At 64.0% G+C, this 23,726-nt stretch carries 19 protein-coding genes; 14 read left to right on the forward strand and 5 right to left on the reverse strand.

Annotated features, from left to right (window positions below):
• Positions 1–113 precede the first annotated feature (113 nt).
• On the forward strand, positions 114–1,232 hold the full coding sequence (locus H3U90_RS07615; protein ID WP_198177766.1) for a DsbA family protein: 1,119 nt from the start codon (positions 114–116) through the stop codon (positions 1,230–1,232).
• 109 nt (positions 1,233–1,341) lie between these two features.
• Here the strand turns inward: H3U90_RS07615 and H3U90_RS07620 are convergent, their stop codons facing one another.
• The 3 genes from H3U90_RS07620 to H3U90_RS07630 are packed head-to-tail and all read right to left on the reverse strand — an operon-like array spanning position 1,342 to position 5,023.
• Positions 1,342–2,280, reverse strand: a complete 939-nt coding sequence (locus tag H3U90_RS07620; RefSeq protein ID WP_045935392.1) for a LysR family transcriptional regulator — start codon at positions 2,278–2,280, stop codon at positions 1,342–1,344.
• A gap of 24 nt (positions 2,281–2,304) precedes the next feature.
• Positions 2,305–3,087, reverse strand: coding sequence for a 2,3-bisphosphoglycerate-dependent phosphoglycerate mutase (locus tag H3U90_RS07625; protein ID WP_198177767.1), 783 nt, complete (start codon positions 3,085–3,087; stop codon positions 2,305–2,307).
• Positions 3,088–3,115: 28 nt separating this feature from the next.
• On the reverse strand, positions 3,116–5,023 hold the full coding sequence (locus tag H3U90_RS07630; protein WP_198177768.1) for a bifunctional ADP-dependent NAD(P)H-hydrate dehydratase/NAD(P)H-hydrate epimerase: 1,908 nt from the start codon (positions 5,021–5,023) through the stop codon (positions 3,116–3,118).
• 136 nt (positions 5,024–5,159) lie between these two features.
• Here H3U90_RS07630 and H3U90_RS07635 point away from each other — a divergent pair, with 136 nt between their 5' ends.
• The gene (locus tag H3U90_RS07635) at positions 5,160–5,849 is read left to right on the forward strand and encodes an MgtC/SapB family protein (RefSeq protein WP_198177769.1); all 690 of its coding nucleotides are present in this window, start codon (positions 5,160–5,162) and stop codon (positions 5,847–5,849) included.
• A 21-nt stretch (positions 5,850–5,870) separates the two neighbouring features.
• On the opposite strand, the gene H3U90_RS07640 is transcribed toward H3U90_RS07635, so the two are convergent.
• Complete coding sequence (locus H3U90_RS07640) at positions 5,871–7,472, reverse strand: ABC-F family ATP-binding cassette domain-containing protein (RefSeq protein WP_198177770.1); 1,602 nt, start codon at positions 7,470–7,472, stop codon at positions 5,871–5,873.
• 117 nt (positions 7,473–7,589) lie between these two features.
• Positions 7,590–8,759, reverse strand: coding sequence for a TspO/MBR family protein (locus H3U90_RS07645; protein ID WP_198177771.1), 1,170 nt, complete (start codon positions 8,757–8,759; stop codon positions 7,590–7,592).
• A 182-nt stretch (positions 8,760–8,941) separates the two neighbouring features.
• On the opposite strand from H3U90_RS07645, the gene H3U90_RS07650 reads away from it, so the two are divergent.
• The 12 genes from H3U90_RS07650 (at position 8,942) to hemH (ending at position 23,689) form a co-directional block, all read left to right on the forward strand.
• Positions 8,942–9,544 (forward strand): DNA-3-methyladenine glycosylase I, encoded by a 603-nt coding sequence (locus H3U90_RS07650; RefSeq protein WP_198177772.1) that lies wholly within the window; start codon positions 8,942–8,944, stop codon positions 9,542–9,544.
• A gap of 162 nt (positions 9,545–9,706) precedes the next feature.
• Positions 9,707–12,628 carry an excinuclease ABC subunit UvrA gene (gene uvrA, locus H3U90_RS07655; RefSeq protein WP_198177867.1) on the forward strand — a complete coding sequence of 974 codons (2,922 nt, stop codon included), beginning with the start codon at positions 9,707–9,709 and terminating at the stop codon, positions 12,626–12,628.
• A complete protein-coding gene (gene uvrC, locus H3U90_RS07660; protein WP_198177773.1) occupies positions 12,625–14,925 on the forward strand; it encodes an excinuclease ABC subunit UvrC in 2,301 nt (766 codons plus the stop codon). The genes uvrA and uvrC overlap by 4 nt, the downstream gene beginning before the upstream one ends.
• Positions 14,926–14,986: 61 nt before the next feature.
• Positions 14,987–15,946 carry a shikimate dehydrogenase family protein gene (locus H3U90_RS07665; RefSeq protein WP_198177774.1) on the forward strand — a complete coding sequence of 320 codons (960 nt, stop codon included), beginning with the start codon at positions 14,987–14,989 and terminating at the stop codon, positions 15,944–15,946.
• A 2-nt stretch (positions 15,947–15,948) separates the two neighbouring features.
• Positions 15,949–16,842 (forward strand): RNase adapter RapZ, encoded by an 894-nt coding sequence (rapZ, locus tag H3U90_RS07670; RefSeq protein WP_198177775.1) that lies wholly within the window; start codon positions 15,949–15,951, stop codon positions 16,840–16,842.
• A 120-nt stretch (positions 16,843–16,962) separates the two neighbouring features.
• Positions 16,963–17,922 carry a DNA-binding protein WhiA gene (gene whiA, locus H3U90_RS07675; RefSeq protein ID WP_198177776.1) on the forward strand — a complete coding sequence of 320 codons (960 nt, stop codon included), beginning with the start codon at positions 16,963–16,965 and terminating at the stop codon, positions 17,920–17,922.
• Positions 17,923–18,001: 79 nt separating this feature from the next.
• Entirely contained in the window at positions 18,002–19,198 is a 1,197-nt protein-coding gene (locus H3U90_RS07680) for a phosphoglycerate kinase (RefSeq protein ID WP_024628061.1), read from the forward strand.
• 90 nt (positions 19,199–19,288) lie between these two features.
• Positions 19,289–20,071 (forward strand): triose-phosphate isomerase, encoded by a 783-nt coding sequence (tpiA, locus tag H3U90_RS07685; protein ID WP_198177777.1) that lies wholly within the window; start codon positions 19,289–19,291, stop codon positions 20,069–20,071.
• A 60-nt stretch (positions 20,072–20,131) separates the two neighbouring features.
• On the forward strand, positions 20,132–20,380 hold the full coding sequence (secG, locus tag H3U90_RS07690; RefSeq protein WP_198177778.1) for a preprotein translocase subunit SecG: 249 nt from the start codon (positions 20,132–20,134) through the stop codon (positions 20,378–20,380).
• 232 nt (positions 20,381–20,612) lie between these two features.
• Complete coding sequence (gene hemQ / locus H3U90_RS07695; protein WP_198177779.1) at positions 20,613–21,371, forward strand: hydrogen peroxide-dependent heme synthase; 759 nt, start codon at positions 20,613–20,615, stop codon at positions 21,369–21,371.
• Between the two features lie 4 nt (positions 21,372–21,375).
• Positions 21,376–22,773 carry an MFS transporter gene (locus tag H3U90_RS07700; RefSeq protein WP_198177780.1) on the forward strand — a complete coding sequence of 466 codons (1,398 nt, stop codon included), beginning with the start codon at positions 21,376–21,378 and terminating at the stop codon, positions 22,771–22,773.
• Positions 22,766–23,689, forward strand: coding sequence for a ferrochelatase (gene hemH, locus H3U90_RS07705; protein WP_198177781.1), 924 nt, complete (start codon positions 22,766–22,768; stop codon positions 23,687–23,689). The genes H3U90_RS07700 and hemH overlap by 8 nt, the downstream gene beginning before the upstream one ends.
• The last annotated feature ends 37 nt before the right edge of the window (positions 23,690–23,726 follow it).

The following is a 23,726-nucleotide window of genomic DNA, read 5'->3' on the forward strand; positions in this document are numbered from 1 at the left end:
CCACATTGGCGCACATTCTGCGGACGGCCATTCTGTCGGCCGACCCTCGTGTAGATTGGTAAAGGTCCGACGGGCAGGCCGACGGATCATCATCGCAAGGAAGGCCATGGATCATGACGAAACCGCTGGAGCAGAACGGTCATGAGGAACTGGACCAGACCGGGGTCGACGCGGTGGATGCGGCCAAGCCTGCCGTCTCGGCCACAAGAACCGACACGGTGAAATCTTCGGATGCCGCGGAGCCTGTCGGCGGGCGAATTTCGACTGAGGAGAAGCCGGCAGAGACAGGCCAGCCTCAGGTGAGCGAGCCTGAAGAAACTGCGCTTGCGCAGCGCTCACGGAGGGTTCCGTTGATACTGGTGGCGGTGGCCCTTGTGCTGGTGCTGGCTGCAGGCATATACATGCTGTGGGCTGATCATTCAGCAGGCGACCAGTCAGCCCAAAAGCTTTCATCCGGAGCCTCTAGTGCGCAGGTCAGCCAGGGTCCCAGCGGGGATGCCAAGGCATACAAGGCCCTGCAAGAGGTCACCGTCAAGCCATCGGTGGCCGACGACCAGGGAGGGCTGACCGTTTCAGCCAAGGGTGTCGGCAGCAGGAAGAAGGTCGCTGATGCGCCGACCCTTGAGATCTTCATGGACCCCATGTGCCCCTGGTGCGGCAAGGTGGGCCGAGTCATCGATCCCCAGCTGCAGCGCATGATCGGCGCCGGTCAGATCAACGTCACCTACAACTTTTTGAACTTCCTGGATTCGGCATCCAGCGACCAGTACTCCAGCCGCGTGGACAACGCCCTGGCCATGGTGGCCCAGGAGGATCCGGATCATCTGTCGGCCTTCGCCGCCGCCATCTTTGCCGCCGACTTCCAGCCCGATGAAAGCTCCTATCAGGCCGTCTCCGACGCACGCCTGGCCGACCAGGCTGTGGGAGTAGGCGTGCCCAGGTCCCTGGCAGACCGCTTCGGACAGGGTACTTACAGGCCATGGGTGGACAGGGTCAACGCCTACGCCATCACCCGCAAGGACGCCAAGGATGCCAAGGGGGAGTTTTCGACACCCACCATCATGATCAATGGCAAGGTCTGGGATCTGACCGCAGCGGCAAAGAGCCAGGGAGGCCTGGAACATCTGGATCGGGCCCTGCTCAAAGCCTTGGGACTCAAATCACAGGATGTGGGCTACCAGGGTAAGATGCCCTCCATCGGAGCCCAAGGGAAGGCGTTGAAAGTACAGTAAACCGCGACTACCAATCGATTGCCGGCCAACAGCGAAGTCCAACAATCGCCGCTGGAGCGTCAGCGGTCCGGTTCAGATGACACCCATTCAGCTGCTGCTTGCCTGGCTGCTACTTACCCGACCCCTGTTCAATCAGTGAATATCCGTGGTTGGACACCACCTGGCGCAGTTTGTCCAAGTAGAGTTCGGCGGCATGGGACAGCTTGGTCCGGCTGTTGACAATCCAGCCCACCAGCATGGATTCGTCCGACTCCAGGGGAACGCTGACGATCTTCTCGTTGTTCAGGTCCTCGTTGTCGATGCCGGTGCAGACCGTGTAGGCGTTCAGCCCCACGATGAAGTTGAGCATGGTGGCCCGGTCGCTCACGGTGATCTGCTTGGGGGAGTAGTCGGGCCAGACCGCCTCCTCGGCAAAGTAGAAGGAACCCTCTTCACCCTGCTCGTACTGCAGGAATGGGTAGGGCTCCAAATCTTTCATGGTCACCATGGCCCGATCGGCCAGGGGGTTGGTCCGTGCGATGAAGACATGCAGGTCCGCCCGGAAGAGGGGATGGAAGTCCAGGTGTTTCTCACGGAGCATCTTGGACAGGACCCGTTTGTTGAAGTCGGACTCGTAGATGATGCCGATCTCGGACTGAAGGGTAGCCACCTGGTCGATGATGTCCCTGGTGCGCGTCTCCCGTATAGTGAATTCGTACTCATCCGAATCGATGGAGTTGATCATCTCCACGAAAGCTTCGACTGCGAACATATAGTGCTGGGTGGAGACCCGGCAGAGCTGCTTACGGGGCCTGACCTGTCGGTAGCGGGCCTCAAGCAGGTCGGTCTGGTCCAGAATCTGACGGGCGTAGGTCAGAAATTCCGCTCCGTCCACGGTCAGGGCAATCCCCTGCGAATGGCGGGTGAAGATTTCGATGCCCAGCTCGTTCTCCAGCTCCTTGACCGATGAACTCAGGGCCGGCTGAGAGATGTAGAGCTCATGCGAGGCCTCGTTCATGGAGCCGCATTCGACAATCTTGACGATGTAGCGCAGTTGGAGCAGTGTCATACAAGCCAATCTATACCCAAGGCCCTATCGGCCCAGAGCCGCGGTTTCAGCCATACCCTGGTTCGCAGCCTCCTGATCCAGATAGCGACCCGGACCCTGGACCTGGGGGTTGCCGTCCCCATCGGTCTCGAAGCTATAGACCATGGGCACACCGGTGGGCACATTGATGGATCTTATGTCCTTGTCGTCAACGTGCTCAAGAACCTTGATCAGACTGCGGACCACGGAACCGTGGGTGACGATGAGCACAGTCCGGCCCTGGGCCAGGTTGGGGGCTATCCGGCTGCGCCAGTAGGGATGCAGACGAGTCAACAGGTCCTGGAGGCACTCGGCACGGATCTCGGCCGGATTTCGGCTGTCCAGCCCGTCGCCCATGGTCGGGGCATAGCGAGGATCCCGTCCCTGAAAATAGGGTGAATCGGTTTCGATGGCCGGCGGCCGAACATCGTAGGAACGCCGGTAGATATTGAATTGCTGCTGCCCGTAGCGTTCCAGCATGGCCGGTCGCGTCTGTCCCTGGAAGGCACCGTAGTGGCGCTCATTCAGTCTCCAGGTGCGCTCCACCGGAATCCAGGCGCGATCAACCAGATCCAGCACTGTGTTTGCAGTGACGATGCTGCGGGTCAGCAGGGAGGTGAAGACCAGGTCGGGCAGCAGGCCTGACTCCTTGAGCAGCTGTCCGGCATGACGGGCCTGCTGCAGTCCGCGTTCCGTCAGTGGCACGTCCACCCAACCGGCGAAGCGGTTGACCGACTTCTGGGTCCAGACGCTTTCTCCGTGGCGCATGACGATGAGCTGCGAGGTCATCGAATCGATTCCTTTCCCGATGACGTGCTTAGAACCAAAGCGAGCTGTTCTCGAAGAAGAGAGAGGCATCGTCCCCATCCTGGATGGATCGGTCGATCTGTTCGGCAGCCCCCTCGGCTCTGGACATGACCAGTCCTATGGCCCTGGGCAGGGCGTCGGCCACCTGCCCGGCACGGATCGGCTGTCCTATGCGTCCTGTAAGGGTCCCCTGGCCCTCCGGTTGGTTGTCCTCGGCCACCAGATCCGCGAAGTCCTGTGGCTTGCGGGGGTCGAAGATCAGCGGCTGCTCCCAGCCGGTCTGCCTTCCGCCGCTGGCCAGGGAACCGGCCAGCCCGTGCAGGAAGGCCGCAGCAGCAGTCAGATCAACCATCAGCGTGGCATCATCCTGGATTGGTCCGGCGTTCTGGGCCAGCATGGCTCCGATGGTGCCGGAGAGTACATCCCCTGATCCGGCCGTGGACAGCCAGGTCGGGCCGAAGCCGGTGGTCATGACCCGGGGGCGGTCGGTGCCGTCCTCGCCGACGACCAGTGTGATGGCCCCCTTGAGCAAAATGGTGGCTCCAGTCAGCTGGCAGGCGCGGACAGCCCAGCGCAGGGGTTCAGCCATGACCTGGTCGCCGTCCACGTTCTCACCGTGCGAGTTGAGCAGGGCGGCCATCTCGCCGGCGTGCGGGGTCAGTACGGTGCGCGGTCCCAGCCGGTCCGGCAGCAGATCCAGGGCTCCGGCATCGGCCACCACCGGCGGATCGGCTGCTGCCTCGTCCTCGTCCAGGTCCGCGGCCTGTCGATTGAGTATGTCGGCAATCAGATCCCGCTGACCGTCCTGGCCTTCAGGACCGGCGGCCTCCTGGGCCTGCCGGGTGGGCACGCCCGAGCCCAGCACCCAGGACTCGACCCGTCCACGGCCCAGGACCGTTTCGGGCAGCTCCTGCAGGATCAGGTCGCCCACCTGCTCGGGGCCGCAGTAACGGATCATGCCCACGTTGCCACTGGCCGCAGCCCTGCTGGAGAGCAGCCCGGCGCCATGGTAGAGGGCGGATCCGGTGACCAGGCCGACCACGCCTCGGCTGTACTTGGTGTCATCCACCCGGGGCGCCCGCAAAAGTCCGGCGCAGTCCTCGGCGTTCATGCAGGAGACGCTGGGGACCAGGGCCGAGGTGTCGAAGCCGAAGTCCACCAGGACGATTCTGCCGCAGACGTAGGCGGCCGGGGGAAGCATCAGGCAGGGCTTCATGGCCCCCATGGTCACGGTCACATCCGCCGGTATGTAGGCCCCGGTCAGGGTGCCTTCATCAATGTCCACGCCGGAGGGCGTATCCACAGCCAGCACCAGGGGCCCATCCTGTCCGGCGGGATCGTGCCAGGCGGGTCTGTCGGGCAGACCGCCCTCCATGCCCAGGTCTGCAGCCAGAGCGGCGGGAATGCCGCGCAGCGCCCCCTTGAGACCGATACCGGTCATGGCATCGATGATCAGATCCGCCTGTCGGCACAGCTCCAGGGCCTGGTCCAGCTCCTCGGAAGCCTGGTCCGGTCCCGCAGGTGCCTCGCAGCCGGGGATGGCTGCCTGGGGATCCAGGGCCGTGACCACCCCGCCGGCACGCAGAAGGGCATCCAGCCCACCCTGGTGCAGGCTGCGCCCGGTGGCCACCACAGTCACATCGGCCCCGTGCCCGGCCAGGTCGGCCGAGGCATAGAGCCCGTCACCGCCATTGTTGCCGGCCCCTGCCAGCAGGACGACCCTGGCTCCTGCCGGTTCCAGCCCGGCCTGGGTCAGCATGACATCGGCCACGGAGGCCAGGGATCCGGCGGCAATGCGCATCAGGGGCACCCCGTCATCCAAAAACGGCTGCTCCAGGGATCGGATCATGTCGGCGGAATAGGCGCTGGCGGCCAGGGTCCGCCGGGCTTCGCGGCGTTCATCTGGTGACGGCTTCATGGCATCACACCCCTCATTCAAAAGGTCCACGTGCGGCGGCGGCGCGGCCGGCCACGTGCTGGCTCCACTCTATCCGATGGCCTTGTCCTGCAAGCGTTATAAGGTCTGCCTATTTACGAGGGCAGGGAAGGAAATCATGCAGGGATTCGCAATGCCGAATCAAGGCCAGATTATGGCGGTGGTCCTTACTGTGATCCTCTGTGGCCTGATCGGCTTCGAGCGCGAGTTCCTCAAACACGACGCTGGCATCCGCACCCACATTCTGGTTGGCTTGGGCAGCTGCCTGTTCACCATGGTCTCCCTCTACGGCATCCAGGCCGCTGTGGGCAACTACTCCTGGGATGCCTCGCGAATCGCGGCCGGAGTGGCCTCGGGCATCGGTTTCATCGGCGCCGGAGTGATTTTCTTCAACCACGATTCGGTCAAGGGTCTGACCACGGCCAGCGCCATCTGGGTGGCCGCGGCCGTGGGCATGGCATGCGGTGTCCAGCTCTTCGCCATCGCCATCCTGGCGGTCGTCTTCTATTTTCTGGCTGTTCTGGTCATTGCGCCCATCCTCAAATGGTTCCTGCGCAACAGGCAGAACACGGTCCTGCGTATCGTATACCAGGACGGCCACGGCTGCCTGCGCGAATCCCTGCTGCTGGCCACCCGCATGGGCTTCGAATCCCGGGTGCTGACCATCCATGAGCTGCACCGGGACGCCTGGAAGGGGGCCGATGTCACCGTCAACCTGCTGGGCAAGGGGGATGTGACCGAGCTGGTGGAATCCATCGGCCAGACTCCAGGGGTCAAGGGCGTGGAGGTCCTGGGGGAGGACGACTGACCCGCTCGCTATTGTGGCTACCTACTCTTCGGCCACCAGATCCAGGTAGTCGTCACTCCAGAGGTCCTCATCCCCGTCGGGCATGAGCAGCACCCGCTCTGGGTTGAGCGCCTTGACCGCCCCCTCGTCGTGGGTGACCAGCACGATGGCCCCTTCGTACTTGGCTATGGCCTTGAGTATCTCGTCGCGAGAGGCGGGGTCCAGGTTGTTGGTGGGCTCGTCCAGCAGAAGGACGTTGGCCCGGCTGGTCACCAGGGTGGCCAGGGCCAGACGGGTCTTCTCGCCGCCCGAAAGCACCTTGGTGGGCTTCATGGCGTCGTCCCCTGAGAAGAGGAAGGAGCCCAGGATGGTCCGCGCCTGGGTGTTGTCCAGGTCAGGGGCCACATGTTGCAGGTTCTCCAGAACGGTGACATCGTTATCCAGGGTGTCGTGCTCCTGGGCGAAGTAGCCGATCTTGGCCCCGTGCCCCAGGGTCACCTTGCCCGTGTCGGGCTGTTCGATGCCGGCCAGCAGCCGCAGGGTGGTGGTCTTGCCGGCGCCGTTGTATCCCAGGATGACCACCCTGGAGCCCTTGTCGATGGCCAGGTTGATTCCGGCGAAAACGATGTTGGACCCGTATGCCTTGGACAGGTCCTCGGCCATGATGGGCGTGCGGCCGCAGGGGGCAGGATCCGGGAAGCGCAGGTCGGCCACCTTTTCGGCCTTTTCCGCCTCCTGGGTGTCAGCCAGCAGGCGCTGGGCGCGGCGCATCATGTTTTGGGCGGCCACGGCCTTGGTGGCCTTGGCATGCAGGCGGATGCCCTGCCGCATCAGGCGGTCGGCCTTCTTCTCGGCCACCTCGCGTTCACGGCGCCGGCGCTCCTCGTCGACCACCCGCTGGCGCAGATAGGCCTTCCATCCCATGGTGTACATGTCGATGCAGGAACGCTGGGCATCCAGGTGCCAGATGCGGTTGACGGTCTCGTCCAACAGCTCGGTGGAGTGGGAGATGATCAGGAAGCCGCCCTCGAACCTGCGCAGGTAGCCCTTGAGCCACTCGATGGAGTCGGCATCCAAATGGTTGGTGGGCTCGTCCAGAATCAGGGTGTCGGCATCGGAGAAGAGGATTCTGGCCAGCTCGACCCGTCGGCGCTGACCGCCGGAGAGGGTGCCCAGTGCCTGCTGCAGGGTCTCCTGGCTCAGCCCCAGGCTCTCGCCCATGACGATGGCCTGGGATTGGGCCGCATAACCACCGGCGTTCTCGAAGTCCTGCTGGGCCTTGTCGTAACGCTTCATGGCCTTTTCCATGATCTTGGGATCAGGACTGGTCATCTCGGTCTCGGCCTTGCGCATCCGCTGGATGATGGAGGCGATGTCCCTGGCGCTCATGACCCGGTCCAGGGCGCTCTGCTCGGAGTCTCCCGCATGGGTTGACTGGGGCAGGTATCCCAGCTGTCCGGTCACCCGCACCTTGCCGGCCGAGGGGAGCATATCGCCGGTAATGACCCGGGTCAGTGTGGTCTTGCCTGCGCCGTTGCGGCCCACCAGGCCGATCCGATCACCCTTGGTCACGTGGAAGTCGGTGGCTTGCAGGATTAGTCGGGCACCTATCCGGATCTCAAGTCCCTGCGCCTCAATAGCCATGCCGCCTCCGACCCCGCTTTCCTCTTGGATTCAAAACTTGCAAGGGACCATGGTAGCAAGAAGCAAGCCCCGCCAGTGCGTCTCGGCTGACGGGGCAAAGAATGAATCATGGACGGATCAGCGGCGGACCAGCCTGAACCTGCTCCAGGGGAAGTAGACCAGGAAGGCGCCCACGGCGGTCAGAGCGATGACCAGCACGCCCATGGCGGCCGCGAAGGAGAAAATCCTGATGCCGATGCCCAGGCAGGCCCAGATGACCACCAGGCCGAAGACCCAGTCCTTGCCATGCCTGTTCATCAGGTAGGCGACAGCCAGGAGGGCGCCGACCACGATGATGGTGGCGAATCCCTGCACGGCATTGCCGACCCTATGCCCGGCGACCACCATGTATCCGGCGTTGACCAGTGTTGCCACGCTCAGCCAACTGGCGTAGATGGACAGCGGAATCCAGTCCAGGGCCTTGGCGGCGGTGGGGGTCCCGGCCTCGGTGGCATCCCTGCGCACCAGGGCGTAGAGCATCCAGGCCAGCACGGTCAGAATGAGGATGATGACCAGGGCCCAGAAGTTGCGCTCCATGTGCCACAGGGCCAGCCAGGCGATGTTCAGGCAGCAGGTGGCCACGAAGAGCAGTCCACTCAGCGTGAAGGGCAGGAAGCCCAGGCGTTTGCGGCTGGGGCCGGCCAGGCAGAAGCGGAAGAGCCAGATGGCCAGGGCGATGTAGATGACCCCCCAGATGGCGAAGACGTATCCGGCAGGCATGATCCACAGGTCGACCTTGCGGGCCAGGCCGCCCACGGTCGTGCCATTGAAGTGGTAGACCTCCGCATAGCCGTTGAAGCCCACCATAGCCACCCAGGCCACCCAGAGCAGGATGTCCTCGAAGAGCTTCCAGCCGCGTCCCTTGGAGGATTCCTGCGCTGCTTCATTTTCATTGCCGCTGCGATCAGAACGAGTCCCGCCTCCGTTGGCGGTCTCCTCGGCACCGGTATCCCCAGCCGACGACTTCTTCGACGAATCACCGGACTGCTTGGTTGCGGCACCCGAAGGCGATGAACCTGAGCTGGATGAATTTGAGTTGGATGAATTTGGAGTTGTTGCAGCCGAAGATGCCGAACTGCTATTCCCCGAATTCCCAGCTGCCGTTGCCGACCCTGCCGCTGTGGAAGACTTGGACGACGAATCTGAATTCGACTGGCTGCCCTGCATGGCAGGGGAGGTGCGCTTGGCCCTCTCGACCGGGTCCTCGTCGTCGGTCCAGAGTCTGCGCGGATTGTCCTTGTCAGTCATGGCACATGCTTCCTCTCCTTGCCGGCCGCAACCGTACTGCCGCCGTGGGGATTGCCCCGGGCATGGGCGACCGGCCTCTGCTCCAACTCTAAATCGGCCCACCCGACTCAGTGGTATTGACCACCCGGTCCAGGCGTCCGTCGGTGCTAGCCTGAACCCAAACACTGGATAGGGGAGTGCGAATGACCGAACCTGTATATCGCTGCGACTGGGCACAGGTGGACGACCCGCTCATGCGCAGCTACCACGACCATGAGTGGGGCCGCCCCCTGCATGGGTCCCAGAGGCTCTTCGCCATGCTCTCCCTGGAGATCTTCCAATGCGGGCTCAGTTGGCAGCTGGTCCTGCACCGCCGCCAGGCCCTCTTCAAGGATTTTGACAACTTTGATATTCAAGCGGTCGCCGCCTTCGACGCAGGCCGGATCGACCGTCTCGTGGCCGACCCGGCCATCATTCGCAATCGACGCAAGATTGAAGCCACCGTGGGCAATGCCGCCCTGATCGCCCGCCAATTTCCCGGGGAGGAATTCGACCGTTACTGCTGGTCCTTCACCGGCGGCCAGACCATCAACAATGACTATCCGGACGATCCCTCCATACCGCGCTATGATCACCTGTCGGCCATCGTCTGCAAGGACATGCGCGACCTGGGCCTGCGCTTCCTGGGACCGGTGACGGTCCATTCATTTCTCCAGGCGGCCGGCGTGATCAACGACCACCAGCACGACTGCTTCCTCAACGGCTGCGGCCGTCCGCCCCTGGATTCGCCTTGCCCGTCCATCTAAGCCGTCATCGAACACCTGTTCGAATTATTCGGCCCCGGCGATAGTATGGTCAGGCTTTGGCCTCAGCCTTGGCCATGGGTCTTCAGGGAAGCGGATGGGAAGCACGTGAAGCAGCAGAACAAGCCTAAGTCGACAGTGGACGCGGCCATTGAAAACCCGCGCATGATCGAATCCAAAGGGTCCCTGGTGGCGGACCTGTCCATGGTGCCTAACGACCGCAAGATCGTCATCCAAGGCGCACGGGCCCACAACCTCAAGAACGTCAATCTGTCCATACCCCGCAACCGGATGGTGGTCTTCACCGGCCTGTCAGGCTCCGGCAAGTCCTCCCTGGCCTTCGACACCCTCTTCGCCGAGGGTCAGCGCCGCTACGTGGAGTCCCTCTCCGCCTATGCCCGCCAGTTCCTGGGCCAGATGGACAAGCCCGACGTGGACTTCATCGAGGGTCTGAGCCCTGCCGTCTCCATCGACCAGAAGACCACCAACCGCAACCCCCGGTCTACCGTGGGCACCATCACCGAGGTCTACGACTACCTGCGTCTGCTCTTCGCCAGGACAGGCATTCCCCACTGCCCGGTCTGCGGGGCCGAGGTGCGCGCCCAGTCGCCGCAGCAGATCGTCGACACCCTCATGTCCAGACCGGAGGGGACCCGCTTCCAGCTGCTGGCACCCATCGTCAAGGGCCGCAAGGGCGAGTTTGTGGAGACCCTGGAGCTTCTGCGCTCCGACGGCTACTCCCGGGCCATCATCGACGGGGACATGCATCAGCTGTCCGACTCCATCAAGCTGACCAAGCAGAAGAAGCACACCATCGAGGTGGTGGTGGACCGGCTGGTCATCCGCGAGGGCATGCGCCAGCGGCTGACCGACTCCGTGGAGACAGCACTGAGGCTGGCCAAGGGGACCGTGGTGGCCGACTTCGTGGATCTGGATGCCAAGGACCGCGAGCGCCGCCAGCCCTTCTCCGAAAAGCGGTCCTGCCCCAACGGCCACGAGCTGGAGCTGGACGAGATCGAGCCCAGGACCTTCTCCTTCAACGCCCCCTATGGAGCCTGCCCGGCCTGCACCGGCCTGGGATTCAACCTGGAGATCGACCCCGAGCTGGTGGTGCCCGACCCGGAGAAGAGCCTCAAGGACGGGGCCGTGGAGCCCTGGAGCGGCACCAAGAGCCAGCAACGCTTCTACGGCCATCTGCTGGACGGCCTGGCCAAGGAGATGGGCTTCTCCACCTCGACCCCCTGGAAGGACCTGCCCAAGGAAGTCCGTCATGCCGTCATGTACGGGCACGACTTCAAGGTGGACGTCTCCTACCGGAACCGCTGGGGCCGCCTGCGCGAGTACACCACCGGGTTCGAGGGCGTGGTCCGTACCCTGATGCGCCGCCACGACGAGACCGACTCGCAGCCCATGAAGCAGTACTACGAATCCTATATGCGCGAGGTGCCCTGCCAGGTCTGCCAGGGCAAGCGCTTGAAGCCCGAGGTCCTGGCCGTGACCGTGGACGGCCTGTCCATCGCCCAGGTCTGCGACATGGCCGTGTCCGCCAGCCTGAAGTGGGTGGAGGGCCTGCACATGGAGGGTGCCCTGGCCAAGATCGCCGGCGAGGTCCTCAAGGAGATCCGCGCCCGCCTGCGCTTCCTCAACGACGTGGGTCTGAACTATCTGACCCTGTCCCGGGCGGCGGCCACCCTCTCCGGCGGCGAGGCCCAGCGCATCCGCCTGGCCACCCAGATCGGCTCGGGCCTGGTGGGCGTCATGTACGTGCTGGACGAGCCCTCCATCGGCCTGCACCAGCGGGACAACGACCGGCTGATCAAGACCCTGCAGCGGCTGCGCGACCTGGGCAACACCCTGATTGTGGTCGAGCACGACGAGGACACCATCCGCCAGGCCGACTGGCTGGTCGACATCGGCCCGGGGGCCGGCGAGCATGGCGGGGAGGTCATCTTCTCCGGGCGCTCGCAGGACCTGGTCAAGGCCTCCCGCTCAATTACCGCCGACTACATCGCCGGTCGCCGTTCCATCGAGGTGCCCAAGCGCCGCCGCAAGACCAGCAAGACCCGGCAGCTGACCGTGGTGGGGGCTCGCGAGAACAACCTGAAGAACCTGAAGGTCTCGTTCCCGCTGGGGGTCATGACCCTGGTCACCGGCGTCTCCGGCTCCGGCAAGTCCACCCTGGTCAACTCCATCCTCTATCCGGTCCTGGCCGACCAGCTCAACAACGCCCGCATCGTGCCCGGCAAGCACACCCGGGTGGAGGGCGTGGACCAGGTGCGCAAGGTCATCCATGTGGACCAGAACCCCATCGGCCGCACCCCGCGCTCCAACCCGGCCACCTACACCGGCGTCTGGGACAAGATCCGCCAGCTCTTCGCCAAGACCCCCGAGGCCCAGGTGCGCGGCTATGGTCCGGGCCGCTTCTCCTTCAACGTCAAGGGCGGCCGCTGCGAGACCTGCCACGGTGACGGAACCATCAAGATCGAGATGAACTTCCTGCCCGACGTCTACGTGCAGTGCGAGACCTGCCACGGTAAGCGGTACAACAGGGAGACCCTGGAGGTCACCTACAACGGCAAGACCGTCTCGGACGTGCTGGATATGCCCATCGAGGAGGCCGCCCACTTCTTCAAAGCCTATCCCTCCATCGCCCGCTATCTGGACACCCTGGTGGACGTGGGCCTGGGCTACATCCGTCTGGGCCAACCGGCCCCCACCCTGTCCGGAGGCGAGTCCCAGCGGGTCAAGCTGGCCACCGAACTACAGCGGCGCTCCGACGGCAAGACCGTCTACATCCTGGACGAGCCCACCACGGGCCTGCACTTCGAAGATGTCCGCAAGCTGCTCAAGGTCCTGCACGGCCTGGTCGACAAGGGCAACACGGTCATCGTCATCGAGCACAACCTGGATGTGATCAAGACCGCCGACTGGATCATCGACCTGGGCCCCGAGGGCGGCGACGGCGGCGGCACCGTGGTGGCCCAGGGCACTCCCGAGCAGGTGGCCGCCAATCCGGACAGCTGGACCGGCAAGTATCTGAAGCCCATGTTGGATCCCGCCAAGGTAGCCAGGGCCACTCGATCATGACACGCAGCTGCTTCGAGCGGCACACGCCGCAGGTATGGCGACGCACCGCCCAAGCCCTGGAGGAGGAGTCCGCCACCGGCACCACGACGGGCGTCAACAAGAACGGCGCGCCCCTGCTGGGAGACAGCCGTGACCTCTTCCGCCCCAAGACTTCGGACATCCCCGCCCAGCCTGGGGTTTACAAGTGGCGGGACGGCGACGGCCGGGTCATCTACGTGGGCAAGGCCAAGAACCTGCGCAACCGTCTGACCAACTACTTCCAGCCATTGGAGAACCTGCATCCGCGCACCCAGACCATGGTGCTGACGGCCCGGAGCCTGGAGTGGACCGTGGTGGGCACCGACCTGGAGTCCCTGACCCTGGAATACACCTGGATCAAGGAGTTCGATCCCCGCTTCAACGTCAAGCTGCGCGACGACAAGACCTACCCCTACCTGGCCGTCTCCGTGGGGGAGGAGTTCCCCAGGGTATGGATGACCCGCGTGCGCAAGCGGCACGACACCCGCTACTTCGGCCCCTACGCCAAGGTCTGGGACATGAAGCACACCCTGGACGCCCTGCTCAAGACCTACCCGGTGCGCACCTGCACCCCCGGCGTCTTCCGCAAGGCAAAACTCAGCGGCCGCCCCTGCCTGCTGGCCTCCATCGGCAAGTGCTCGGCACCCTGTGTGGGCCGGATCAGCGCCAGCGATCACCGGCGTCTGTGCACGGAGCTGACCGGGGTCATCACCGGCAGGCTGGGCAAGAGCTACCGGGCCGGGCTGACCAGGAGCATGCAGAAGGCCAGCAAGGATCTGGACTTCGAGAAGGCCGCCCGCCTGCGCGACCAGATTGCCATGCTGGACACGGTCATCGAGCAGAATGCCGTGGCCTTCGCCTCCAACGTGGATGTGGACGTCTTCGGTGTGGCCTCGGACGAACTGGAGGCCTCGGTCCACGCCTTCTTCGTGCGCTCGGGAGCCATCCGTGGCGAACGCAACTGGAGCGTGGAGCGGGTCGAGGACGTCTCCGACAGCGAGCTGATCAGCGACCTGTTGGTGCAGGTCTACTCGGATCTTATGAATGAGAATGACAGCGAGCTGCACAAGCTGCCAGAGAATTCCGACATCCCTGTCTCCATCAGCCAGGACAGGGACGCCATGGGTTCCACCCAGAAGGTCACGGCCCTGGATGCCGAAGCGCGGGCCAAGGCCACCAGGAGCAGGCATCGCCATCAGGACCAGACCGGACGTGCCGACCTGCTGGCCCCCATCTCGCCGGTGCCCCCGGAGGTCATTGTCCCCATCCAGCCCGACCGGACCGGCGACCTGCAGGAGTGGCTGCGGGAGCTGCGCGGATCCTCAGTGACCATCCGAGTGGCCAGCCGGGGGGAGAAGAAGTCCCTGATGGACCGGGCCAACGCCAACGCCCGCCAGGCCCTGCAGCGCAGCAAGCTCAGCCGCATGAGCGACATGGGCACCCGCACCCAGGCCATGAACGACGTGGCCAAGGCACTGGGCCTGGACCGAGCCCCGCTGCGCATCGAGTGCTACGACATCTCCAACACCGTGGGCGGCCAGTTCCAGGTGGCCTCCATGGTGGTCTTCGAGGACGCGGTCCCCAAGAAGTCCGAATACCGCCGTTTCGCCATCCGCGGCGAGGACGGCAAGGGCGCTGTGGACGACATGAGCGCCATCTACGAGACCCTGACCAGGCGCTTCCGCCACGGCAACATTGCGGGTGACAGCGGCGACAGCCTGGAGGCCGAGCGCAAGGCCAGCGACAAGGCGCCCGAACTGGTGGAGCAGGAGGAGGGGGCCATCGTCCAGCAGAACACCGCGGCCCGCCACTTCGCCTACAAGCCCAACCTGGTCGTGGTCGACGGCGGCAAGCCGCAGGTGACCGCCGCAGCCCGGGCCCTGCACGACTGCGGAGTGGATGATGTGGCCCTGTGCGGGCTGGCCAAGCGCCTGGAGGAGGTCTGGGTGCCTGACGACGACTATCCCATCATCCTCAAGCGCCAGTCCGAGGGCATGTACCTACTGCAGCGGGTGCGCGACGAGTCCCACCGCTTCGCCATCACCTACCACCGGCAGACCCGGCGCAAGGGTGCCCTCCGGTCGGCCCTGGACGAGATTCCGGGCATCGGCCCCGCCTACCAGAAGAAGCTGCTCAATCACTTCGGGTCGGTCAAGCGCATGCGCCAGGCATCCCAGGAGGAGCTGGAGGCCGTCAAGGGCATCGGCTCCGCCAAGGCCGAGGCCATCTACCAGGCCCTGCACAGCGACCAGGATCAGGCCGGGGACAGCCAGCGATAAAATGGCTCGGGAGGCTGGCAAAGGGCCATGCCCTGATCTTGATTGGTGAGTGATTGCAGATATGAATGGGCCTGATCGTCGTTGTGCCGTCCTGGGCGACCCCATCAGCCATTCCCTTTCGCCCCTCCTGCATCGCTCAGCCTATGCAGCACTGGGCCTGGACGGCTGGCGCTACGACCGTGTGCGCATGGACGCTGACGGCCTGGCGGACTTTATCCATGGCCTGGACCCCTCCTGGTCCGGTCTCAGCCTGACCATGCCCTTGAAGAGCGCTGTCGGCCCCTTGGGTGGTTTTAGCGACCACTGGTCCGGGACCCTGGGCGTAGCCAACACCGCAGTCTTCGGGCAGGGCGGCCCCGCCAATGGGCTGTCCCTGTACAACACCGATGTGGAGGGGATTGTTGCCGCCCTGCTGGAGGCAGCCGACCGCTGCCGGGCCGATGAAAACCCTGATGATCTGGCCGCCCTGCTGGAGGCAGCCGGTCAGGGGCGACAGGACCAGCTTCCCGACCAACCGTATGGGGGAGCGCGGGCCCTGGTCATCGGCAACGGGAACACAGCCGAGTCCGCCTTCTGTGCCTTGAAGGTGCTGGGGATCGAACGTGTGGACCTGCTGGCCCGCAACCCAAAGCACTGCGACCACATGCTGGATCTCGCCTCCCGGCTGGACCTGCCTGAGCCCACCGTCACCGCCATGGATCAGGTCGAGGCAGCCGAAAAGGCCTTGATCGGTGCCCGGATTGTCGTCTCCACCCTGCCTTCGGGTGCAGCCGACCCCCTGGCCGATCTGCTCAATACGGCTGATGACGACGGTCGCATGGGCCCGGTCCTGCTGGATGTGGTCTATGACCCCCGGCCCACCCCGCTCATGAAAGCCTTCTGCCGCCGGCCGGGCGCCCGGGCCATCAGTGGTGAACGGATGCTGCTCTATCAAGCCGTGCGTCAGGTGGCGCTGATGACCGACCGACCCCTGGCCGCTGTTCCGGTGGCCGCGATGGACCAAGCCTTGAGGGAGGCATGACGATGACGACGGAAAAACCGCCCTTCGCAGGCTTCGAGGTACTGCTGATCACGGGCATGTCCGGCGCAGGCCGCTCCCGCGCCGCCGACTCCATGGAGGACATGGGCTGGTATGTGGTCGACAACATGCCCCCGCGCCTGCTGGTGCCCCTGGTCGACATGATGACCTCGGCCGGAAGCTCCCTGCACCGCCTGGCCGCCGTCATCGACGTCCGGTCCCGCTCCTACTTCGACGACCTGTCGGCCGTGCTCAGCCACCTGGACGACCTGGGCGTGCGCTGCCGCATCCTCTTTCTGGATGCCTCCGACCAGGTGCTGGTCAAGCGCTATGAGTCCGTCCGCCGTCCCCACCCCCTGCAGGGCTCGGGCCGCCTGATCGACGGCATCCGGGAGGAGCGCCGCCTGCTGGCCGGGCTCAAGGAACGTGCCGACATGGTCATCGACACCTCCAACCTGAGCATCCATCAGCTCTCCACCCGCCTGTACGAAATGGTCCTGGGCTCCGGCCCGACCACCGTGGGCGTGCACATCATGAGCTTCGGGTTCAAGTACGGCCTGCCCATCGATGCCGACTTCGTGGCCGATGTACGCTTCCTGCCCAACCCCTACTGGGTCCCCGAGCTGCGCGACCTGAACGGCCACGACGGCCCGGTCCGTGACTACGTGATGGCCAGCAAGGGTGCCAAGGAGTTCCTGGATGCCTATACCACGGCCATTCTGACCGCGCTCAGCGGCTATGCACGCGAAGACAAGCACTATGTGACCATCGCCTTTGGCTGCACTGGCGGACAGCACCGCTCGGTGGCCATGGCCGACGCTCTGGCCGCCCGTCTGCGGTCCCGGGGAATGGAGGTGACCGCCTCGGCCCGCGAGCTGCCGCACCGTTCCCGCGGATAGCCAAAGGCGCAATTTGTCCAAGATATTCGGTATCACAGTAATCCGGTGGTTTGCACGGCAGGTGTGTCGCGCGGCCTGGAAGTATTCATTTTTCAGTATTTTTTCGTAGGAGGACGGCTCTTGGCCCTACTTGATGATGTCAAAAGCGAGCTGGCCGCGATTGACAACGAACCCCCCTCTGCCAAGAAAGCACAATCGGCGGCGATGATCCGCTTCGGCGGCGGTCTGCACATCATTCAGCGTCACATCGTGGTGGAAGCGCAATTCGATTCCCTGCCGGCAGCGCAGTGGTTGCAGAACACCATCAGGGACGTCTACGGACATGATTCCGATCTGATCCAGGTCAATCGTCAGGCCCCCACCGGCAACCTGACCCGCTACTCGGTCCGCGTGCTGAGGGCGGGCGGTGCCCTGGCCCTGCAGACCGGTCTGCTGGACCGCCGCAAGCATCCGGTTCGTGGTCTTCCCGCCGACATCGTCTCCGGCAACATCGCCCAGGTCAAGGCCGCCTGGAGAGGGGCCTTCCTGGCCCACGGCGAGCTGTCCGACCCAGGCAAGGCCTCCTACCTGGAGATCGTCTGCCCCGGATCCGAGGCCGCCCTGGCCCTGGTGGGCGCCGCCCGCCGTCTGGGCATCAATGCCAAGGCCCGCCAGGTGCGCAGCTCCGAGCGGGTCACCTTGCGTGACCCGGATGTGATCGAACGCATGCTCAATCTGATGGGCGCCCCCAAATCCTCCAGGGAGTGGACAGGTAAGCGCAGCGATGGCGAGTCCCGCGGCAAGGCCAACCGCCTGGCCAACTTCGACGATGCCAACATGCGCCGGTCGGCCAAGGCAGCCGTCGAGGCCAGCGCCAAGGTCACCAAGGCCTTCGAAATTTTGGGCGACGACATCCCCGAGAACCTGCGTGCGGCCGGCCAGCTTCGTCTGGACCACCGTGAAGCCTCCCTTGAAGAGCTGGGCCGCCTGGCAGATCCGCCGGTCACCAAGGACGCCATCGCCGGACGCATCCGCCGTCTGCTGCAGCTGGCCACCAAGGTCGAGAAGAAGAAGGCCGAGGAAGAGGCCAAACAAGAGTGAGATAGCTCACACAGGTCGGTCTGCCTGAGTACCATGGCAGGGGAGCGGGCGCATGGACCCGCAGTCAGAAAGGATACGCATGAAAACACTGAAGAGCCTCGGTGATCTCAAGGGCAAGCGCGTGCTCGTCCGCGCGGACTTCAATGTGCCGCTGGACGGCACCACCATCACGGACGACGGCCGCATCCGCGCCGCCCTGCCAACCATCGAGCAGCTTCGTGGCCAGGGCGCCAAGGTCATCCTCATGGCCCACCTGGGTCGCCCCAAGGGCAAGGTCGTTCCCGAGCTGAGCCTGGCCCCCGTGGCCGCCCGCCTGGGCGAGCTGCTGGGCGTGCAGGTTCCTCTGGCCGAGGACACCTATGGTCCCGATGCCCATGCCAAGGTGGCCGCCATGAACGACGGCGACGTGGTCCTGCTGCAGAACGTGCGCTACAACCCCGAGGAGACCAGCAAGGACGAGGCCGAACGTGACGCCTATGCCCGGAAGATCGCCGACCTGGGCGATGTCTTCGTCTCCGACGGTTTCGGCGTGGTCCACCGCGCCCAGGGCTCCAACTACTCCGTGGCCAAGTTCCTGCCCTCCGCAGCAGGCCTGCTGGTCGAGAAGGAGGTCAAGGCCCTGTCCAAGGCGACCGAGAACCCCGAGCGGCCCTTCACCGTGGTCCTGGGCGGCTCCAAGGTCTCCGACAAGCTGGGCGTCATCGAGAACCTGCTCAGCAAGGCCGACCGGCTGGTCATCGGCGGCGGCATGGTCTTCACCTTCCTCAAGGCCGAGGGCTATGAGGTCGGTTCCTCCCTGCTGGAGGAGGATCAGGTCGACACCGTCAAGGGCTACATGGCGACCGCCCGCGAGAAGGGCGTGGAGCTGGTCCTGCCCACCGACATCGTGGTGGCTGACGAGTTCAAGGCGGATTCGCCCCACCAGGTGGTCCCTGCCGACGGCATCCCCGCAGACAAGATGGGTCTGGACATCGGTCCCGACTCCCAGAAGCTCTTCCACGACAAGATCGTGGACTCCAAGACCGTGGTCTGGAACGGACCCATGGGCGTCTTCGAGTTCCCGGCATTCGCCGATGGCACCCGGGCCGTGGCCCAGGGCCTGGTCGACGCCACCAAGGCCGGAGCTTTCACCATCGTCGGCGGCGGCGACTCCGCCTCGGCAGTGCGCAACCTGGGCTTCCCCGAGGACGGCTTCTCGCACATCTCCACCGGCGGCGGCGCCTCTCTGGAATTCCTTGAGGGCAAGGAGCTTCCGGGCCTGAAGGTGCTGGAGTAAAATCGGCATACAGACGTGCAATGCCGGGTCACCGGGTTTCGCATCCGGCGGCCCGGCATTGTTGTTGTTGCGCGGATGGAAAGGTCTGGTATGGCACGCATTCCCCTGGTGGCCGGCAATTGGAAGATGAACTTCGACCACCTGGAAGCCACCTATTTCGTACAGAAGCTGGCCTGGCTCCTGCGCGACGCCCACTTCGACCGCAGACGCTGCCAGGTGGCTCTGATGCCCGCCTTCACCGCCCTGCGTTCCGTCCAGGTGCTGGTGGAGGCCGACAACCTGCCCATCGAGTATGGGGCCCAGGCCGTCTCCGTCACCGCCCAGGGTGCCTTCACCGGGGATGTGTCCGCGGATATGCTGGCTCAGCTGGGCTGCAGCTACGTCATCGTGGGCCACTCCGAACGGCGCAAGTACCATCCTGAGGACGATGCCAACATCGTCGACCAGGTCCGGGCCGTCCTGGCTGCGGACATGAAGCCCATCCTCTGTGTGGGGGAGAGTTATGAGGAGCGTCGCCAGGGCATCCAGCTGGACTTCGCCGTGGGTCAGGTCAACGACGTCACCCGAGACCTGGCCAAGGAGGACATGGAAAACCTGATCGTGGCCTACGAACCGGTCTGGGCCATCGGCACCGGCATGGTGGCCACCCCGGATACCGCCCAGCAGGCCGCCCGGGCCATCCGCGACCATATTTCAAGCAAGTTCGGAGAGTCTGCCGGCCAAGCGGTACGCATTCTCTACGGCGGCTCGGTCACCTCCAAGAATGCCTCCCAGATGATCACCCAGCCGGACGTGGACGGCTTCCTGGTGGGCGGCGCCTCCCTGGATGTGGAGGAGTTCGCACGTATTGTGCGACTGGCCGCCAAGGGCTGATGCGCTTTTCGACGGGTGTATGTATACTTGTTCCCAGTTCCTTACATGGAGGTATGTGCCGTGACCATTGTCAAGATTGTGCTTCAAGTCGTCGTCATCCTCGCCAGCATATTGCTGACCATGCTGATTCTGTTGCACAAGGGCAAGGGCGGCGGCCTGTCCGATATGTTCGGTGGCGGAATCGGCTCCAATGCCGGTACCTCGGGCGCAGCCGAGAAGAACCTGAACAGGCTGACCATTATCGTGGCCCTGATCTGGGTGGCCATCATCATCGCCTTGGACCTCATTGCCAAGTACAAGCTGGCCTGATTCCGGCAACCAATATCTAAAATACCTGACCCCGGCATCGACCGGGGTTTTTCATATCCGGGACACTTTGGTGCAATGCTCATAGTCCTTGACTATTACCACAATATGTCATTCACAATGCATGGATAATCCAGCGATTCAGCCGGCTGACGGATAGAGTGGGTAATTGTGTGCCAAATTAGCGGCATATCACACGTTGTCGTGCAAGCTAAGCAAGCGAAAGGATGTGCTCATGGCTGAGCAAGCTGCACCGAGCCTGGAGGGCTGGTTCTGCCTCCACCTCTTCTGGAAGATCGATTGGGGCAAGTGGCGCCGGGTGCCCCAGGACGAGCGCCGGGAATGCCTGGATGGGTTCAAGACCCTGGCCGCACAACTGGACGATGTCCAGTCCCAGGGCAAGGGAAGCCATTATTGGTGCCAGGTCAACGGGCAGAAGGCCGACCTGGGCCTGATGGTCCTCAGGGAGACCCTGGATCAACTGCAGGAGGTCGAGACCTCCCTGGAGAAGCTGCGCATCTCCGATTATCTGGAGCCGACCATCTCCTATGTTTCGGTCACCGAGGTGGGCCTTTACTCGGGCGAACCGACCACGGACCGTGGCTGGTCCTACGTCAACGCCAGCCTGCATCCCAAGACGCCCGACAAGCCCTACATCTGCTTCTATCCCATGTCGAAGACCCGCGTCCCCGGCGCCAACTGGTACACGCTGCCCTACGACCAGCGCAAGGCCTACATGCACGACCATGGCAAGATCGGCCGTTCCTACGCCGGCAAGGTCTCCATCATCCTGACGGGCTCCATCGGCCTGGACGACTATGAGTGGGGCGTCACTCTCTTCGCCGACGACCCTGTCCAATTCAAGAAGATCGTCACCGAGATGCGCTACATCGAAGCCAGCTCCATCTACGGTGAATTCCCCTACTTCCTGGTAGGCACCCATACCGATCCCGAGCGCATCGACAGGCTGCTCACGGACCAGTTGGGACAGTAACACCATGTCGATAAGAGAGAGAAGATCGATCCTTTCCACGCCCATATGGTTCTTCATGGTCATCGTCTTCATCACCCAGCTGGATGGGGGAGCGGTGCCGACCATGCTGCCGTCCATCACACGGACCTTCGGCCTGACCACCATGGGCTCCTCCTGGGTGGTCGGACTCTACACCCTGGGCCTGGTGGTGGGCACCCCCATCACCTCCAACCTCTCCGACGCTCACGGGACCAAAAAGGTCTTCCTCTGGGAGCTGGCTTTCTGGTTCCTTGGATGTCTGATGACGGCGGTCTCGCCCAACTACGCGGTCATGCTGCTGGGCCGGTTCATCCAGTCCTTGGGAGACAGCGGCATCATGGTCCTGTCCATGAACGTCCTGCTGCAGCGCGCCCGCAGGAACAACCAGGGCAGGAAGGTCTCCACGGTGGGCATCATCGCCGGCCTTTCCGCCATGGTCAGCCCGGTCCTTTCGGGCATGCTCCTGGGCATCACCCACGGATGGCGGGCCTACTACTTCATGATGCTGCCTTTCCTGGCCATTTTGTTTGTTCTGGCCTGGTTCATGATGGGCGACTCGAAGACCGACCGCGCCTGGAAGACCGACTACCTGGGCCTGGGCTCCTTCAGCATCGCCCTGGCCCTGCTGATGGTGGCGATCACCTTCCTCCAGTACGGAACCGCCTATCTGGCCCTGATCATCGGGTGCCTCCTGGTCACAGTGGTGGCCGGCGCGGTCTTCCTGGTGCATGAGCGCAATCTGGGCGGTTCAAAGGAAACCATGCCCTTCCTGCCCATCCGCCTGCTGAAGCTGCCCTCCTACGGGCTCACCCTGCTGCTGGGAACGCTGGGAGGCATGTTCTTCTCCCTCTTCGTCTACATTCCGACCTATGTCCACTCCGTCTTCGGGCTCCCAGTCCGCTCGGCCGGCATGGTCATGGTCGGCGTCGGGCTCGGCTCCGTGGTCGGGTCCTGGCTGGGCGGTCTCCTGGTCGACAAGTTCGGCTACCGGACCACGCTGGTCTTTTCGTCGTCGCTGATAGGCCTGATGGCCCTGGTGATCACCCTGACCCTGCACAACCTGCAGCTCTTCATGGTCCTGTCCTTCCTTATGGGGGTGGGCATGGGCTCCATGATGTCCTCGCCGCTCCAGGTCATCGCCGGAAGGCTGGCCGGGCCCGAGAACCGTATGCAGGCCATCGGCGGGCTGTCGGCCTGCAAGAAGATCGGCACCACCATCGCCCCCCTGCTCTTCGCCTCAGCCATTGAGGTGGGCAAGGCGGGCGGACAGGCCGGGCTGGCCTCCTACAGGAACATGTTCCTGGTGGTCATCGTCATAGCCCTGGTCAATATCGGCCTGACATACTGCATTCCATTTTCACAGAAAGAAGTTGCTGATGACTGAACCTACAGCAGTCCTCCTCATGGCGTACGGCACCCCCTACCAGGAGTCCGACATCAGGGGGTACTACACCAACATCCGCCATGGGCAGGAGCCGCCCAAGCCGCTCATGGACCAGCTGGTCGGCCGTTACAAGGCCATCGGCCTGCCTTCGCCCCTGGCCAGGATCACCACGGCCCAGCGCGACGGCCTCCAGGCTGTGCTGGACAAGGCCCACCCCGGCGCCTACAAGGTGTACGAGGGGCTGAAGTACATCGCCCCCTTCATCAAGGATGCGGTCGACCAGATTGCCGCCGATGGCATCACCAGGGTGATCGGTCTGCCGCTGGCCCCGCAGTACTCCTCCTATTCCAGCGAGGACTACCACAACCGTGCCCGCAAGGCCATCGAGGCCCATCCGGGCATGGAATACCTGCCGGTCCGGTCCTGGTGGAACCACCAGGAGCTGATCCACTTCTGGAGCGACCAGCTGGTGGCCAAGAAGGATCTGACCGACCGGCCGGACACCAAGGTGATTTTCAGCGCCCACTCCCTGCCACTGCGCATCATCCAGGGAGGGGACCCCTACAAGGATGAGGTCATCGGTCTGTCCAATGCCGTGGCTCAGGCCGCCGGCCTCAATGAGGACCAGTACGTGCTGGCCTGGCAGTCGGCAGGCCGTACCCAGGAGCCCTGGATCGGCCCTGACTTCGTCAAGGTTGCCGAGGATCTGATCACCGAGAGCGGCATGAAGACCATTGTCTCCGCCTCCATCGGCTTCATCGCCGACAACCTGGAGATCTGCTACGACGTGGACATGGAGCTGGCCAAGGCCATCGAATCCGCCGGCGGCACCCTGACCAGGCTGAACATGCCCAACGACAGCCCAGCCCTGATCGCCACCCTGCAGCAGGTGGTCGAGGAGACCAAGGCCGAGTAACTGATACGAATTGTGCCCCCGTCCGGTTTGAGCCGGA

It is taken from the genome of Bifidobacterium sp. W8103 (genome assembly GCF_016100775.1).
In the GTDB taxonomy this organism is placed as follows: Bacteria; Actinomycetota; Actinomycetes; order Actinomycetales; family Bifidobacteriaceae; genus Bombiscardovia; species Bombiscardovia choladohabitans.

Coding starts and splice junctions, on each gene's coding strand:
- hemH (WP_198177781.1), top strand. CDS start 22,766: ATGACTGAACCTACAGCAGTCCTCCTCATGGCGTACGGCACCCCCTAC.
- tpiA (WP_198177777.1), top strand. CDS start 19,289: ATGGCACGCATTCCCCTGGTGGCCGGCAATTGGAAGATGAACTTCGAC.
- H3U90_RS07630 (WP_198177768.1), bottom strand. CDS start 5,023: ATGAAGCCGTCACCAGATGAACGCCGCGAAGCCCGGCGGACCCTGGCC.
- uvrC (WP_198177773.1), top strand. CDS start 12,625: ATGACACGCAGCTGCTTCGAGCGGCACACGCCGCAGGTATGGCGACGC.
- H3U90_RS07635 (WP_198177769.1), top strand. CDS start 5,160: ATGCAGGGATTCGCAATGCCGAATCAAGGCCAGATTATGGCGGTGGTC.
- H3U90_RS07650 (WP_198177772.1), top strand. CDS start 8,942: ATGACCGAACCTGTATATCGCTGCGACTGGGCACAGGTGGACGACCCG.
- rapZ (WP_198177775.1), top strand. CDS start 15,949: ATGACGACGGAAAAACCGCCCTTCGCAGGCTTCGAGGTACTGCTGATC.
- uvrA (WP_198177867.1), top strand. CDS start 9,707: ATGATCGAATCCAAAGGGTCCCTGGTGGCGGACCTGTCCATGGTGCCT.
- hemQ (WP_198177779.1), top strand. CDS start 20,613: ATGGCTGAGCAAGCTGCACCGAGCCTGGAGGGCTGGTTCTGCCTCCAC.
- H3U90_RS07645 (WP_198177771.1), bottom strand. CDS start 8,759: ATGACTGACAAGGACAATCCGCGCAGACTCTGGACCGACGACGAGGAC.
- H3U90_RS07625 (WP_198177767.1), bottom strand. CDS start 3,087: ATGACCTCGCAGCTCATCGTCATGCGCCACGGAGAAAGCGTCTGGACC.
- H3U90_RS07620 (WP_045935392.1), bottom strand. CDS start 2,280: ATGACACTGCTCCAACTGCGCTACATCGTCAAGATTGTCGAATGCGGC.
- H3U90_RS07665 (WP_198177774.1), top strand. CDS start 14,987: ATGAATGGGCCTGATCGTCGTTGTGCCGTCCTGGGCGACCCCATCAGC.
- H3U90_RS07615 (WP_198177766.1), top strand. CDS start 114: ATGACGAAACCGCTGGAGCAGAACGGTCATGAGGAACTGGACCAGACC.
- H3U90_RS07680 (WP_024628061.1), top strand. CDS start 18,002: ATGAAAACACTGAAGAGCCTCGGTGATCTCAAGGGCAAGCGCGTGCTC.
- H3U90_RS07700 (WP_198177780.1), top strand. CDS start 21,376: ATGTCGATAAGAGAGAGAAGATCGATCCTTTCCACGCCCATATGGTTC.
- H3U90_RS07640 (WP_198177770.1), bottom strand. CDS start 7,472: ATGGCTATTGAGGCGCAGGGACTTGAGATCCGGATAGGTGCCCGACTA.